General features: G+C 67.0%; 12 protein-coding genes. All 12 read right to left on the bottom strand.

Features of this window, described 5'->3' with window-relative positions:
- Window positions 1–19: 19 nt before the first annotated feature.
- The gene (rpsS, locus tag AC060K_RS11745; RefSeq protein ID WP_100348861.1) at window positions 20–301 is read right to left on the bottom strand and encodes a 30S ribosomal protein S19; all 282 of its coding nucleotides are present in this window, start codon (window positions 299–301) and stop codon (window positions 20–22) included.
- A gap of 14 nt (window positions 302–315) precedes the next feature.
- Entirely contained in the window at window positions 316–1,152 is an 837-nt protein-coding gene (gene rplB / locus AC060K_RS11740; RefSeq protein ID WP_483765604.1) for a 50S ribosomal protein L2, read from the bottom strand.
- 33 nt (window positions 1,153–1,185) lie between these two features.
- The gene (gene rplW, locus AC060K_RS11735) at window positions 1,186–1,488 is read right to left on the bottom strand and encodes a 50S ribosomal protein L23 (RefSeq protein WP_125773579.1); all 303 of its coding nucleotides are present in this window, start codon (window positions 1,486–1,488) and stop codon (window positions 1,186–1,188) included.
- Window positions 1,485–2,183, bottom strand: coding sequence for a 50S ribosomal protein L4 (rplD, locus tag AC060K_RS11730; protein ID WP_483765603.1), 699 nt, complete (start codon window positions 2,181–2,183; stop codon window positions 1,485–1,487). Before rplD ends, rplW begins: the two co-directional genes overlap by 4 nt.
- A 5-nt stretch (window positions 2,184–2,188) precedes the next feature.
- Entirely contained in the window at window positions 2,189–2,842 is a 654-nt protein-coding gene (gene rplC / locus AC060K_RS11725) for a 50S ribosomal protein L3 (RefSeq protein ID WP_483765602.1), read from the bottom strand.
- A gap of 14 nt (window positions 2,843–2,856) precedes the next feature.
- The gene (gene rpsJ / locus AC060K_RS11720; RefSeq protein WP_019146773.1) at window positions 2,857–3,165 is read right to left on the bottom strand and encodes a 30S ribosomal protein S10; all 309 of its coding nucleotides are present in this window, start codon (window positions 3,163–3,165) and stop codon (window positions 2,857–2,859) included.
- A 505-nt stretch (window positions 3,166–3,670) separates the two neighbouring features.
- On the bottom strand, window positions 3,671–4,867 hold the full coding sequence (gene tuf, locus AC060K_RS11715; protein WP_483765601.1) for an elongation factor Tu: 1,197 nt from the start codon (window positions 4,865–4,867) through the stop codon (window positions 3,671–3,673).
- 128 nt (window positions 4,868–4,995) lie between these two features.
- Window positions 4,996–7,098 carry an elongation factor G gene (gene fusA, locus AC060K_RS11710; RefSeq protein WP_483765600.1) on the bottom strand — a complete coding sequence of 701 codons (2,103 nt, stop codon included), beginning with the start codon at window positions 7,096–7,098 and terminating at the stop codon, window positions 4,996–4,998.
- A gap of 95 nt (window positions 7,099–7,193) precedes the next feature.
- A complete protein-coding gene (gene rpsG / locus AC060K_RS11705) occupies window positions 7,194–7,664 on the bottom strand; it encodes a 30S ribosomal protein S7 (protein WP_483765599.1) in 471 nt (156 codons plus the stop codon).
- A 1-nt stretch (window position 7,665) separates the two neighbouring features.
- The gene (gene rpsL / locus AC060K_RS11700; protein WP_168732023.1) at window positions 7,666–8,040 is read right to left on the bottom strand and encodes a 30S ribosomal protein S12; all 375 of its coding nucleotides are present in this window, start codon (window positions 8,038–8,040) and stop codon (window positions 7,666–7,668) included.
- Window positions 8,041–8,457: 417 nt separating this feature from the next.
- The gene (locus AC060K_RS11695) at window positions 8,458–12,339 is read right to left on the bottom strand and encodes a DNA-directed RNA polymerase subunit beta' (protein WP_483765598.1); all 3,882 of its coding nucleotides are present in this window, start codon (window positions 12,337–12,339) and stop codon (window positions 8,458–8,460) included.
- Between the two features lie 30 nt (window positions 12,340–12,369).
- Window positions 12,370–15,882 carry a DNA-directed RNA polymerase subunit beta gene (gene rpoB, locus AC060K_RS11690; RefSeq protein ID WP_483765597.1) on the bottom strand — a complete coding sequence of 1,171 codons (3,513 nt, stop codon included), beginning with the start codon at window positions 15,880–15,882 and terminating at the stop codon, window positions 12,370–12,372.
- Between the last annotated feature and the right edge of the window lie 89 nt (window positions 15,883–15,971).

Below are 15,971 nucleotides of genomic sequence, written 5' to 3'. Positions count from 1 at the left end.
GTGGGCGTCAGCCCTCCGCTCAGCGGCGACGACCCTTCTTGTCGTCCTTCACGTGGCCGCGGAAGGTCCGCGTGGGAGCGAACTCGCCGAGCTTGTGACCGACCATCGACTCGGTGACGAACACCGGGACGTGCTTGCGGCCGTCGTGCACGGCGAAGGTGTGACCGAGGAAGTCGGGCGTGATGACCGACCGACGGGACCAGGTCTTGATGACGTTCTTGGTCCCCTTCTCGTTCTGGACGTCCACCTTCTTCTGGAGGTGTCCGTCGACGAAGGGGCCCTTCTTCAGGCTACGAGGCATGTTCCAGGCTCCTATCAGCGCTTCTTGCCGGTACGGCGGCGGCGGACGATCATCTTGTCGCTCGCCTTGTTCGGGCGGCGGGTACGGCCCTCGGCCTGACCCCACGGGCTCACGGGGTGGCGACCACCGGACGTCTTGCCCTCACCACCACCGTGCGGGTGGTCGATCGGGTTCATGGCGACACCACGCACGGTCGGGCGCTTGCCCTTCCAGCGCATGCGGCCGGCCTTGCCCCAGTTGATGTTCGACTGCTCGGCGTTGCCGACCTCGCCGACCGTGGCGCGGCAGCGCAGGTCGACGTTCCGGATCTCGCCGGACGGCATGCGCAGCTGCGCGTACGGGCCGTCCTTCGCCACCAGCTGGACCGACACACCGGCCGAACGGGCGATCTTCGCGCCGCCGCCGGGCCGAAGCTCGATGGCGTGGATGACCGTACCGGTCGGGATGTTGCGGAGCGGCAGGTTGTTGCCGGGCTTGATGTCGGCACCGGCACCGGCCTCGACCACGTCACCCTGCGACAGCTTGTTCGGCGCGATGATGTAGCGCTTCTCGCCGTCCGCATAGTGCAGGAGCGCGATGCGCGCCGTGCGGTTGGGGTCGTACTCGATGTGCGCGACCTTGGCAGGCACGCCGTCCTTGTCATGGCGACGGAAGTCGATGACTCGGTAGGCGCGCTTGTGGCCGCCGCCCTTGTGGCGCGTCGTGATGCGACCGGTGTTGTTGCGGCCACCCGTCTTGCTGAGCGGGCGGACCAGCGACTTCTCCGGCTGCGAGCGCGTGATCTCGACGAAGTCGGCGACGCTGGAGCCGCGGCGGCCGGGCGTCGTCGGCTTGTACTTACGGATTCCCATGGAAACCTGTCCTCAATCTGCTTCTCGTCCGGCTCAGCCGACCGGCCCGCCGAAGATGTCGATCGTTCCCTCGCGGAGGGTGACGATCGCACGCTTGGTGTCCTTACGCTTGCCGAGGCCGAAACGCGTGCGACGCGTCTTGCCCTTGCGGTTGATCGTGTTCACCGAGGCGACCTTGACGCCGAAGACCTGCTCGATCGCAATCTTGATCTCGGTCTTGTTGGCGCGCGGGTCGACGATGAAGGTGTACTTGCCCTCGTCGAGCAGGCCGTAGCTCTTCTCGGAGACGACCGGCGCGAGCAGGATGTCGCGCGGGTCCTTCGTCACGGTGGTCACTTGGCGGACTCCTCAGCGGGCTCGGACTCGATCTCCGACGAGGAAGCGACGGCCTTCGCGCCCTTGGTGGGGCCCTCGAGGAACGCGTTGAGCGCACCCTCGGTGAAGACGATGTCGTCAGAGACGAGAACGTCGTAGGTGTTCAGCTGGTCGGCGACCAGGAGGTGCACCTCGGCGACGTTGCGCAGCGACTTGATCGTCACCTCGTCGGTCCGCTCCGTCACCACGAGGACGTGGGGGCGGGGCGACAGCGACTTGAGGGTGGCGACGGCGGTCTTCGTGGACGGCGTCCCGTCGACACCGAAACCGGCGACGACGTGCACGCGACCCGCGCGGGCGCGGTCGGAGAGGGCACCGCGCAGGGCGGCGGCCTTCATCTTCTTGGGGGTCCGCTGGTCGTACGAGCGCGGCTGCGGGCCGTGGACGACGCCACCGCCGGCGAACTGCGGAGCGCGGGTCGAACCCTGACGGGCGCGGCCGGTGCCCTTCTGCTTGTACGGCTTGCGCCCACCACCGCGGACCTCACCACGAGTCTTCGTGGAGGCGGTCCCCTGGCGTGCCGCAGCGCGCTGCGCGACGACGACCTGGTGGATCAGCGGGATGTTCACGGTGACGTCGAACACCTCAGCGGGGAGCTCGGCGGTGCCGGTCTTCTTGCCCTGGGCATCCAGGACGTCGACGGTCAGAGCAGCCATCGGTGTCACGCTCCCTTCGAGGCGTTACGCACGAGGACGACGCCGCCCTTGGGGCCGGGAACCGCGCCCTTGATGAGCAGCAGACCCTTCTCAGCGTCGACCGCGTGGACGGTCAGGTTCTGGGTGGTCTGACGGACGTTGCCCATCCGACCAGCCATCCGCATGCCCTTGAAGACGCGCGACGGCGTCGAAGCGCCACCGATCGAGCCGGGCTTGCGGTGGTTACGGTGCGAACCGTGCGAGGCACCCACGCCGGAGAAGCCGTGGCGCTTCATGACGCCGGCGGTGCCCTTGCCCTTGGTCGTGCCGATCACGTCGACCACAGAGCCGGCCTCAAAGGCCGCCGCGGTGATCTCCTGACCGAGCGCGAACTCGGAGGCGTTGGAGGTGCGGATCTCGGTCACGTGACGGCGCGGCGTGACGCCGGCCTTCTCGAAGTGGCCCTTGAGGGGCTTCGTGACCTTGCGCGGGTCGATCTGGCCGTACGCGAGCTGCACAGCCGCGTAGCCGTCGACGTCCTCCGTGCGGACCTGGGTCACCACGTTGGTGCCCACGGCGACCACGGTCACCGGCACCAGGTGCCCGGCCTCGTCCCAGAGCTGGGTCATGCCGAGCTTGGTCCCGAGCACAGCGGTCACGTTCATCTGCTGGTTGGTCATGATGTCCTCCAGCCTCAGAGCTTGATCTCGATGTTCACGTCCGCCGGCAGGTCGAGCCGCATGAGCGAGTCGACAGCCTTGGGCGTGGGATCGATGATGTCGATGAGCCGCTTGTGCGTACGCATCTCAAAGTGCTCGCGGCTGTCCTTGTACTTGTGAGGCGACCGGATCACGACGAAGACGTTCTTCTCCGTCGGCAGCGGCACCGGGCCCACGACCGTCGCACCAGCGCGAGTGACCGTGTCGACGATCTTGCGCGCCGAGCTGTCGATCACCTCGTGGTCGTAGGACTTGAGCCGGATGCGGATCTTCTGTCCCGCCATGGCGTCGTCTGACTCTCTCTCTCGAACCGCTACTGTCCGACCCCCGCGCTCGGGCGTGTCGCTCAGTGCGACGCACCCGAGGCGCACGCACCTACCCGGTGCGGGGCCGTTGGAAAGTGATCCACCCTGAACCGAAACAGTTCTGGGCCGACCACAACGTTTGCCGAGCCTGCTCGGAACAGTGGCAACCGGACGTGAAGTCCGGAGACGTGTGCTCCGCGGGGCGCTCCATGCATCGACAGCCGGCAACAAAACCCCGCGACTCCCCCACCGGGAGAGGTCCGCTTCAGTCAGAACGACCCGTGGTCGTGACTGCGGTTCAGCACACTGTTCGATACAAGAAAGAGCGCGCCCGTGACAGGCAACTGTGCAATCTTGCCATATGATCCCGCGGAACTCCAAGCGGAACCAGTGTGACGCCGGACGCAGGTGGGCCCGGGTGCCATCAGGCACCCGGGCCCACCCGTCAGCCGACGTCAGTCAGCGGAGCTCAAGGCTCCCAAGATCACTTGAGGATCTTGGTGACACGGCCGGAACCGACCGTGCGGCCACCCTCACGGATGGCGAAGCCGAGGCCCTCCTCCATGGCGATCGGCTGGATCAGCTCGACCGTCATCTCGGTGTTGTCGCCGGGCATGACCATCTCGGTGCCCTCGGGCAGCGTGATGACGCCGGTGACGTCCGTCGTGCGGAAGTAGAACTGCGGGCGGTAGTTCGAGTAGAACGGGTTGTGACGGCCACCCTCGTCCTTGCCCAGGATGTAGACCTGCGCCTCGAACTGCGTGTGCGGGGTGATCGAACCCGGCTTCACGACGACCTGGCCGCGCTCGACGTCCTCGCGCTTGATGCCGCGCAGGAGCAGACCGGTGTTGTCGCCGGCCTGAGCCTGGTCCATCTGCTTGTGGAACGTCTCGATACCCGTGACCGTGGTCTTCTGCGGGTTGCGGATACCGACGATCTCGACGTCCGAGTTCAGGTCGAGCGTGCCGCGCTCCACCTTGCCGGTGACGACGGTGCCACGACCGGTGATCGTGAAGACGTCCTCGATCGGCATGAGGAACGGCTTGTCGAGCTCGCGCAGCGGCTCGGGCACGTTCTCGTCCACGGCCGTCATCAGCTCGAGGATCTTGCCGGTCCACTCGGGGTCACCCTCGAGGGCCTTGAGGCCGGAGACGCGCACGACGGGCGCGTTGTCACCGTCGAACTCCTGCGAGGAGAGGAGCTCGCGCACCTCCATCTCGACGAGCTCGAGGATCTCCTCGTCGTCGACCATGTCGGACTTGTTGAGGGCCACGAGCAGGTAGGGCACGCCCACCTGACGGGCGAGCAGCACGTGCTCACGCGTCTGCGCCATCGGACCGTCGGTCGCCGCGACCACGAGGATCGCGCCGTCCATCTGGGCCGCACCGGTGATCATGTTCTTGATGTAGTCGGCGTGACCGGGAGCGTCGACGTGCGCGTAGTGGCGCGCCGGCGTCTCGTACTCGATGTGCGCGATGTTGATCGTGATACCGCGCTGCTTCTCCTCCGGCGCGGCGTCGATCTCGTCGAAGTTGCGCTGCACGTTGGCCGGCAGATCCGGGTACGTGTCCGCCAGCACCTTCGAGATGGCAGCCGTCAGCGTCGTCTTACCGTGGTCGACGTGACCGATGGTGCCGATGTTGACGTGCGGCTTGGTCCGCTCGAACTTGGCCTTAGCCACTGGGGTCCTCCTGGGACTTGGGTAGATGTTCCGAACGTTGCAGTTGTTCGGCCAAGAAGCCTACAGCTGCGGGGCGTTGCGGGTTTCCTACAGGTTGATGGTTGTGCGGGTCGTCGACCTGTGGGGACTCACTCGCCCCGGGTCTTCTTGATGATCTCGTCGGCAACGTTCCGAGGAACCTCGGCATAGCTGTCGAACTGCATCGAGTACACGGCGCGGCCCTGGGTCTTGGACCGGAGGTCGCCGATGTACCCGAACATCTCGCTCAACGGTACGTGGGCACGGACCACCTTGACACCGGTGGCGTCCTCCATGGACTGGATCATCCCACGACGTGAGTTGAGGTCGCCGATCACGTCGCCCATGTACTCCTCGGGCGTACGGACCTCGACCGCCATGACCGGCTCGAGCAGAACCGGGTCCGCCCGCTTGATGCCCTCCTTGAAGACCATCGAGCCGGCAATCTTGAACGCCATCTCCGAGGAGTCGACGTCGTGGTAGGCACCGTCGAGCAGGATCGCCTTGACGCCCACCATCGGGAAGCCCGCCAGCACACCCTGCTGCATGGCAGCCTGGATACCGGCGTCGACCGAGGGGATGTACTCGCGCGGGATGCGGCCACCGCTGACCGCGTTCTCGAACTCGTACAGCTCGCCCTCTGCGGTGTCGAGCGGCTCGAAGGTCACCTGGACCTTGGCGAACTGACCCGAACCACCGGTCTGCTTCTTGTGCGTGTAGTCGACCTTCTCCGCCGCACGGCGGATGGTCTCGCGGTAAGCCACCTGCGGCTTGCCGACGTTGGCCTCGACCTTGAACTCGCGACGCATGCGGTCGACGAGGATGTCGAGGTGGAGCTCGCCCATGCCGCCGATGACGGTCTGGCCGGTCTCCTCGTCGAGCTTGACCCGGAACGTCGGGTCCTCCTCGGCGAGCTTCTGGATCGCGATCGACAGCTTCTCCTGGTCGGCCTTCGTCTTCGGCTCGATCGCCACGTCGATGACGGGCTCCGGGAAGGTCATCGACTCGAGGATGATCGGGTTCGCCTGGTCGCAGAGAGTGTCACCCGTGGTGACGTCCTTGAGACCGATGAACGCGTAGATGTGACCGGCCGAAGCGCTCTCGACCGGGTTCTCCTTGTTCGCGTGCATCTGGAAGAGCTTGCCGATGCGCTCCTTCTTACCCTTGGTCGAGTTGAGCACCTGGGCGCCCTGCTCGACCTTGCCGGAGTACACGCGGACGTAGGTCAGCTTGCCGAAGAACGGGTGCGTCGCCACCTTGAACGCCAGGGCCGCGAACGGCTCCGTCGCGTCGGGGTGACGCTCGAGAACCTTCTCCGCGTCCTTGACGTCGACACCCTCGGTCGCGGGGACGTCGAGCGGCGTGGGCAGGTAGTCGATCACGGCGTCGAGCATGGGCTGGACGCCCTTGTTCTTGAACGCCGAACCGCACAGCACCGGGAACGCCTCGCCGGAGACCGTCAGCTTGCGGATGCCGGCCTTCAGCTCCTCGTTCGTGGGGTCCTCGCCCGCGAGGTACTTCTCCATGAGCTCGTCGGACGACTCGGCGACGGCCTCGATGAGGTCGACGCGGTACTGCGCCGCCTTCTCGACGAGGTCGGCCGGGATCTCCTCGACCGCGTACTCCTCGCCCAGCTTCGTCTCGCCGCGCCAGACCAGAGCCTTCTGCTCGATCAGGTCGACGACGCCGATGAAGTCGTTCTCGGAGCCGATGGGCAGCTGGATGACCAGCGGCTTGGCCTTGAGGCGGTTGATGATCGTGTCGACCGTGAAGTAGAAGTCGGCACCGAGCTTGTCCATCTTGTTGACGAAGCAGATGCGCGGCACGTTGTACTTGTCGGCCTGACGCCACACCGTCTCGGACTGGGGCTCGACGCCCTCCTTGCCGTCGAACACCGCGACAGCACCGTCGAGGACGCGCAGCGAGCGCTCGACCTCGACCGTGAAGTCGACGTGCCCGGGGGTGTCGATGATGTTGATCTGGTTGTTCTTCCAGAAGCAGGTCGTCGCGGCCGACGTGATCGTGATGCCGCGCTCCTGCTCCTGCTCCATCCAGTCCATCGTCGCGGCGCCCTCGTGGACCTCACCGATCTTGTAGGTGATGCCGGTGTAGAAGAGGATGCGCTCGGTGGTCGTGGTCTTGCCGGCATCGATGTGGGCCATGATGCCGATGTTGCGGACCTTCTTCAGGTCGGTCAGCACGTCGAGTGCCACGGTGTCTTACCCCTTGGTCTGTGGGTTGTCGGCCTCGGCGGCCGGGGAGAGTCCACGCACGGCCCCGGGGGTTGCCCGGGGCCGTGCGGGAGCGACTACCAGCGGTAGTGCGCGAAGGCCTTGTTGGAGTCGGCCATCTTGTGCATGTCCTCGCGGCGCTTGACCGCGGCACCGAGACCGTTCGAGGCGTCGAGGATCTCGTTCATGAGACGCTCGGTCATGGTCTTCTCGCGGCGAGCGCGCGAGTAGTCCGTGAGCCAGCGCAGCGCGAGCGTCGTCGAGCGCACGGGGCGAACCTCGACCGGCACCTGGTAGGTGGCGCCACCGACGCGGCGCGAACGCACCTCGAGGGCGGGGCGGACGTTCTCGAGCGCACGCTTGAGCACGACGACCGGGTCGCCGTCCGTCTTGGCACGGACGCCCTCGAGGGCGCCGTAGACGATCGCCTCGGCGGTGGACTTCTTGCCGTCGAGCAGGACCTTGTTGATCAGCTGCGTGACGACCGGGGACCCGTACACCGGGTCGACGATGAGCGGCCGCTTGCGGGCCGGACCCTTACGAGGCATATCAGGACTTCTCCTTCTTGGCGCCGTAGCGGCTGCGTGCCTGCTTGCGGTTCTTGACACCCTGGGTGTCGAGCGCGCCGCGCACGATCTTGTAGCGAACGCCGGGAAGGTCCTTCACACGGCCGCCACGCACGAGCACGATCGAGTGCTCCTGCAGGTTGTGGCCGACACCGGGGATGTACGCGGTGACCTCGACCTGGGACGAGAGCTTCACTCGGGCCACCTTGCGGAGGGCGGAGTTCGGCTTCTTGGGGGTGGTGGTGTACACACGGGTGCACACGCCGCGCCGCTGGGGGGAACCCTTGAGGGCCGGGGTCTTCGACTTCCCGGCCTTCGAGGTCCGCCCCTTGCGGACGAGCTGCTGGATCGTAGGCACTACGTCTCCGTCGTCTTCTCGAGCTTCCGGGGGCCGGCCCGGCCGGACCCCGATGGTTGTGGCTTGTGCGTGCCGACAGCACGCGGCACCCACAGCCCCACGCGGGGACCGCATCGCCACTTACCACCGGCTCGATGGTCCGGGTCCCCGGCCGCGACGAAAAGACGTCGGCGGAAGGATTCACCGGAATGCCTGCGCACTCACATCGGCCGCTCCCGGAGCCACTTCTCGGCGGCTCTCAGGGGTTGCGACCCGACGGCGCGGGCACGGTTTCCAAGATTACCCGTGCGTTCACGGGCGGTCAAAACAAATGCTTGTGAGATGCCCGACCCTGCTCACGAAGCAGGGCGCCCGCCTGCGGTCCGCACGACAGCTGCCGTGCGGACCGCAGGCGGGCGCATCACCTCACGAAGGACATCAGCGGAAGTCGCCGAAGTCCAGGTCCTCGAGCGGGATCGCCTCGCCGGAGCCCATACCGAGCGTCGGGAAGTCGATCTCGTCGTAGCCGAAGCTCGGGTAGAGCTCGGCCTTGGCCTGCTCGGTGGGCTCGACCTCGACGTTCCGGTACCGGGCGAGGCCCGTGCCGGCGGGGATGAGCTTACCGATGATGACGTTCTCCTTGAGGCCCAGCAGCGGGTCGCGACGACCGCTCATGGAGGCCTCGGTGAGCACGCGGGTGGTCTCCTGGAAGGAGGCCGCCGAGAGCCACGAGTCGGTCGCGAGCGACGCCTTCGTGATACCCATCAGCTCGGGACGGCCGGAGGCCGGCTGGCCACCCTCCGCCACGGCCCGGCGGTTGGCGTCCTCGAAGCGCGTGCGCTCCGCGAGCTCGCCCGGCAGGAGCGGTGCGTCACCCGAGTCGAGCACGGTCACGCGACGCAGCATCTGCCGCACGATGACCTCGATGTGCTTGTCGTGGATGTCCACACCCTGGCTGCGGTAGGTCTCCTGGACCTCGTCCACCAGGTGCTTCTGCGTGGCGCGCGGGCCGAGGATGCGCAGCACCTTCTTGGGGTCGACCGCGCCCTTGACGAGCTGGGTGCCGACCTCGACGTGGTCGCCGTCCCGGATCAGCAGCGTGGAACGCTTCGTCACCGGGTACTTGATCTCCTCGGAACCGTCGTCCGGGGTGAGGACCAGGTGGCGCGTGCGCTCCGTGTCCTCGATCGTGACGCGACCCGTGTACTCCGCGATCGGCGCCTCACCCTTGGGGGTACGGGCCTCGAAGAGCTCGGTGACACGCGGCAGACCCTGCGTGATGTCGTCCGCGGAGGCCACACCACCGGTGTGGAACGTACGCATCGTCAGCTGGGTACCCGGCTCACCGATGGACTGCGCGGCGATGATGCCGACTGCCTCGCCGATGTCCACGAGCTTGCCCGTGGCCAGGGAGCGGCCGTAGCACTTGGCGCACGTGCCGACACGCGACTCGCAGGTCAGCACCGAGCGCACCTTGACGCTCTCGATGCCGGCCGCCATCACCTCACGGATGATGACGTCACCTGCGTCCGAACCGCCCGCGGCGATGACGTTGCCGTCAGCGTCCACGACGTCCGTGGCGAACGTGCGCGAGTAGATGCTCGTCTCGACACGCGGGTGCGGGACCAGCGTGTCGCCGATGCGCTCCGCGACCGGGAGCGTGAGGCCACGCTCCGTGCCGCAGTCCTCCTCGCGGATGATCACGTCCTGCGAGACGTCCACCAGACGACGCGTCAGGTAGCCCGAGTCAGCGGTACGGAGAGCCGTGTCCGCCAGACCCTTACGGGCACCGTGGGTCGCGATGAAGTACTCGAGGACGGACAGGCCCTCGCGGTAGTTGGACTTGATGGGACGAGGGATGATCTCGCCCTTCGGGTTCGCCACGAGACCGCGCATACCGGCGATCTGACGAACCTGCATCCAGTTACCACGGGCGCCCGAGCCGACCATGCGCAGCAGCGTGTTGCGCGGGTTGGACTCGAGGTTCTCGCGCATGACCGAGGCGACCTTGTCGGTGGCCTGGGTCCAGATCTCGATGAGCTCCTGACGGCGCTCGTCGTCCGTGATGAGACCACGGTCGAACTGCTGCTGGACCTTGAGCGCGCGCGCCTCGTGCTCGTCGAGGATCGCGTTCTTCACGTCCGGCATGGCGACGTCGGAGATCGCGATCGTGACGCCCGAGCGGGTTGCCCACTTGTAGCCGGTGTCCTTCAGCGCGTCGAGCGACGCCGCGACCTCGACCTTGGGGTACCGCTCGGCGAGGTCGTTGACGATCGTCGAGAGGCGCTTCTTGTCGACCACACCGTTCTCGTACGGGTAGTCGATCGGCAGCGTCTCGTTGAAGATCGTGCGGCCCAGCGTGGTCTCGAAGAGGATCGGCTGACCCTGCTCCCAGCCCTCCGGCGCCTCGAAGCCCTTGGCCGGCGGCACCAGGTCCGTCATACGGACCTTGATGAGCGCGTTGATGTCCAGCGAGCCCTGGTCGAAGGCCATGATGGCCTCGGCCTGGGACGAGAACACGCGCCCCTCGCCCACGGCGCCCGGACGGTCGCTCGTGAGGTGGTGCAGACCGATGATCATGTCCTGTGCGGGCATGGTCACCGGACGGCCGTCCGACGGCTTGAGGATGTTGTTGCTCGAGAGCATGAGGATGCGGGCCTCGGCCTGCGCCTCGGCGCTCAGGGGCAGGTGGACCGCCATCTGGTCACCGTCGAAGTCCGCGTTGAACGCGGCGCACACGAGCGGGTGCAGGTGGATGGCCTTGCCCTCGACGAGCTGCGGCTCGAACGCCTGGATGCCGAGACGGTGCAGCGTGGGCGCACGGTTCAGCAGCACCGGGTGCTCGGTGATGACCTCTTCGAGCACGTCCCACACGACCGGGCGCGTGCGCTCGACCATGCGCTTGGCGCTCTTGATGTTCTGCGCGTGGTTGAGCTCCACGAGGCGCTTCATCACGAACGGCTTGAACAGCTCGAGGGCCATCTGCTTGGGCAGGCCGCACTGGTGCAGCTTGAGCGACGGGCCCACCACGATGACCGAACGGCCCGAGTAGTCCACGCGCTTGCCGAGCAGGTTCTGACGGAACCGGCCCTGCTTGCCCTTCAGCATGTCGGAGATCGACTTCAGCGGACGGTTGCCGGGGCCCGTGACCGGGCGGCCGCGGCGGCCGTTGTCGAACAGCGAGTCCACGGCCTCCTGGAGCATCCGCTTCTCGTTGTTGACGATGATCTCCGGCGCGCCCAGGTCCAGGAGCCGCTTGAGGCGGTTGTTCCGGTTGATGACGCGGCGGTACAGGTCGTTCAGGTCGGAGGTCGCGAAGCGGCCACCGTCCAGCTGCACCATCGGACGCAGGTCCGGCGGGATGACCGGGACAGCGTCCAGCACCATCGCCGTGGGCGAGTTGGTGGTGGTCAGGAACGCGTTGACGACCTTGAGGCGCTTGAGGGCACGGGTCTTGCGCTGGCCCTTGCCGCTGCGGATGGTCTCGCGCAGCGACGCGGCCTCGGCCTCCAGGTCGAAGCTCTCCAGGCGCTTCTGGATCGCCGCGGCGCCCATGGAGCCCTCGAAGTACGTCCCGTAGCGGTCCTGCAGGGCGCGGTACAGCATCTCGTCGCCCTCGAGGTCAGCGACCTTGAGGTTCTTGAAGCGGTCCCACACCTGGTCGAGCCGGTCGATCTCCGCGTCCGCACGCTTGCGGATCGACGACATCTCACGCTCCGCGGCGTCGCGCACCTTGCGGCGAGCGTCGGCCTTGGCACCCTCGGCCTCGAGCTCGGCCAGGTCGGCCTCGAGCTTCTGGGCGCGGGTGTTGATGTCGTTGTCGCGACGGTCCGCGATCTCCTTCTTCTCCAGGTCGATCTCGTTCTGGAGGTTCGGGAGGTCTTCCTGACGGGCTTCGTCGTCGACCGCGGTGATCATGTAGGCCGCGAAGTAGATGACCTTCTCGAGGTCCTTCGGGGCCAGGTCCAGCAGGTAGCCGAGCCGCGAGGGCACGCCCTTGAAGAACCAGATGTGCGTGACGGGGGCCGCCAGCTCGATGTGGCCCATCCGCTCACGGCGGACCTTCGAGCGGGTGACCTCCACGCCGCAGCGCTCGCAGATGATGCCCTTGAAGCGCACGCGCTTGTACTTGCCGCAGTAGCACTCCCAGTCCCGGGTGGGACCGAAGATCTTCTCGCAGAAGAGCCCGTCCTTCTCCGGCTTCAGGGTGCGGTAGTTGATGGTCTCGGGCTTCTTGACCTCGCCGTGCGACCAGGCACGGATGTCGTCGGCCGTGGCCAGACCGATGCGCAGCTCGTCGAAGACGTTGACGTCGAGCAAGGTTTCCTACTTCCTAAGTCTCTTGAACGATCAGATCTCGTCGATGCTGGACGCAGCGTTCGGGCGGCGGGACAGGTCGATGCCCAGCTCCTCCGCCGCGCGGTACACCTCGTCGTCGGACTCCTTCATCTCGATGGAGACGCCGTCGCTGGACAGCACCTCCACGTTCAGGCAGAGCGACTGCATCTCCTTGAGGAGCACCTTGAAGGACTCCGGGATGCCCGAGTCTGGGATGTTCTCGCCCTTGACGATCGCCTCGTAGACCTTGACGCGGCCCGGGACGTCGTCGGACTTGATGGTGAGGAGCTCCTGGAGCGTGTAGGCAGCGCCGTACGCCTCGAGAGCCCAGACCTCCATCTCACCGAATCGCTGACCGCCGAACTGCGCCTTACCACCCAGCGGCTGCTGCGTGATCATCGAGTACGGACCGGTCGAGCGCGCGTGGATCTTGTCGTCCACCAGGTGGTGCAGCTTCAGGATGTACATGTAGCCGACGGACACCGGCTCGGGGAACGGCTCGCCGGAGCGACCGTCGAACAGGTGCGCCTTGCCGTCCTCGCCGACCATCCGGTCGCCGTCCCGGTTGGGCAGCGTGGTGGACAGCAGGCCGCGCAGCGCGTCCTCCTGCACACCGTCGAACACCGGCGTGCCCACGGGCGTGCGCGGCTCGCCCGTACGGGCGATCTCCGGCACGTTCTCGAGCCACGACGCCTTCGGGTCCTCGGCGAGGCTCACGTCCCAGCCGCGGCTGGCGACCCAGCCGAGGTGCGTCTCGAGGACCTGGCCGACGTTCATACGGCCGGGCACACCGAGCGGGTTGAGGACGACGTCGACCGGGGTCCCGTCCGGGAGGAACGGCATGTCCTCCTGGGGCAGGATCTTCGAGATGACGCCCTTGTTGCCGTGACGGCCGGCGAGCTTGTCGCCCACCGTGATCTTGCGGCGCTGGGCGATGTACACGCGGACCAGCTGGTTCACACCGGCGGGCAGCTCGTCGCCGTCCTCGCGGTTGAACTCGCGCACGCCGATGACCGTGCCGGACTCGCCGTGAGGCACCTTGAGGGACGTGTCGCGCACCTCGCGGGCCTTCTCGCCGAAGATGGCGCGCAGCAGGCGCTCCTCCGGGGTCAGCTCGGTCTCACCCTTGGGCGTGACCTTGCCGACGAGGATGTCGCCCGCGCCCACCTCGGCGCCGATGCGGATGACGCCGCGCTCGTCCAGGTCGGCGAGGACGTCCTCGGAGACGTTCGGGATGTCCCGCGTGATCTCCTCGGGGCCCAGCTTGGTGTCGCGCGCGTCGACCTCGTGCTCCTCGATGTGGATCGAGGAGAGGACGTCGTCCTCCACCAGGCGCTGGCTGAGGATGATGGCGTCCTCGTAGTTGTGGCCCTCCCACGACATGAACGCCACGAGAAGGTTGCGGCCGAGCGCGAGCTCGCCCTCGTCGGTCGCCGGGCCGTCCGCGAGGACGGAGCCGATCTCGACCCGCTGGCCGGCGTCGACCAGGACGCGCTGGTTGTAGCTCGTGCCCTGGTTGGAGCGCACGAACTTCTTGATGCGGTACGAGCCGGTCGTGCCGTCGTCGTTCGCCACGAGCACCAGGTCGGCCGAGACCTCGGTGACGACACCGGGCTTGGTGGCCACGATGACGTCGCCGGCGTCGATGGCCGCACGGCGCTCCATGCCGGTGCCCACGAGCGGCGCCTCGGAACGGACCAGGGGCACGGCCTGACGCTGCATGTTGGCACCCATGAGGGCGCGGTTCGCGTCGTCGTGCTCGAGGAACGGGATGAGGGCCGTCGCGACCGACACCATCTGGCGCGGCGAGACGTCCATGTAGTCGACGTCGCTGCTCGGCACGTCGTTGGTCTCGCCACCCTTGGTGCGGACCAGGACGCGGTCGGCCGCGAACGAGCCGTCCGCCGCGAGCGGCGTGTTGGCCTGCGCGATGATGTGGCGGTCCTCGTCGTCCGACGTCAGGTACAGGACGTCGTCCGTGACCTTGCCATCGACGATCTTCCGGTACGGCGTCTCGATGAAGCCGAACGGGTTGATGCGGCCGAACGACGCCAGCGAGCCGATGAGACCGATGTTCGGACCCTCAGGGGTCTCGATCGGGCACATGCGGCCGTAGTGCGACGGGTGGACGTCACGGACCTCCATGCCCGCGCGGTCACGGGACAGACCACCCGGGCCCAGCGCGGACAGACGACGCTTGTGCGTCAGGCCGGCGAGCGGGTTGTTCTGGTCCATGAACTGCGACAGCTGCGACGTACCGAAGAACTCGCGGATCGACGCCACGACGGGGCGGATGTTGATCAGCGTCTGCGGCGTGATCGCCTCGACGTCCTGCGTGGTCATGCGCTCGCGGACGACGCGCTCCATGCGGGACAGGCCGGTGCGGACCTGGTTCTGGATCAGCTCGCCGACGGCGCGGATGCGACGGTTGCCGAAGTGGTCGATGTCGTCGGTCTCGACGCGCACCTCCACGGGCTCACCGTTGCGGACGCCGGGCAGCGTGACGTGGTCGGCGTGCAGCGCGGCCATGTACTTGATGGTCGCCACGACGTCGGAGACCGAGAGGGTCGAGTCGGACAGCGGCGCGTCCAGGCCGAGCTTCTTGTTCACCTTGTAGCGGCCGACCTTCGCGAGGTCGTAACGCTTCGGGTTGAAGTAGAAGTTCTCCAGCAGGGCGCGGCCGGCCTCCACCGTGGGCGGCTCGCCCGGGCGGATCTTGCGGTACAGGTCGACGAGGGCCTCGTCCTCGGTGTGGACGTGGTCCTTCTCGAGGGTGTCCAGGACCGACGGGAAGTCGGCGAACTCCTCGCGGATCTGCGCCTCCGGCATGCCCAGCGCCTTGAGCAGCACCGTCACGGACTGCTTGCGCTTGCGGTCGACGCGGACGCCCACGGCGTCCCGCTTGTCGATCTCGAACTCGAGCCAGGCACCGCGCGACGGGATGATCTTCGCGGAGAAGATGTCCTTGTCGCTCGTCTTGTCGGCCGTACGCTCGAAGTAGACGCCGGGCGAGCGCACCAGTTGGGAGACGACGACGCGCTCGGTCCCGTTGATGATGAACGTGCCACGCTCGGTCATGAGCGGGAAGTCGCCCATGAACACGGTCTGGCTCTTGATCTCACCGGTGGTGTAGTTCACGAACTCCGCGGTGACGAACAGCGGGGCCGCATAGGTGAAGTCCTTCTCCTTGCACTCGTCGGCCGTGTACTTTGGCGGCTCGAAGCGGTGGTTGGAGAACGACAGCGACATCGAGGCTCCGAAGTCCTCGATCGGCGAGATCTCTTCAAAGATCTCCTCAAGACCCGACGTCGCAGGGACGTCGTTACGGCCGGCCTCGAGGGCAGCCTCGACCCTGGACTGCCAGGCGGAGTTGCCCAGGAGCCAGTCGAAGCTCTCGGTCTGCAGACCGAGCAGGTCGGGGACCTCGAGGGGCTCGTAGATCTTGGCGAAAGAGACGCGACGGGAGGCGGTGCGGTTCGCGATGGCGTCGGCGGACGGAGCTGAAGGGGTGCGCGAGGCAGCCAAGAGGGGTCCTTCCCTGCAGTTCGGGTGAACGCTGTACGCTCTGCGGTGCTGCAGGATGCAAACTGCCACGTGACCGGTCGCCACAGGGC

Source organism: Antribacter sp. NEAU-D49, assembly GCF_057158775.1.
This window is presented reverse-complemented; position numbering and strand designations above follow the sequence as displayed.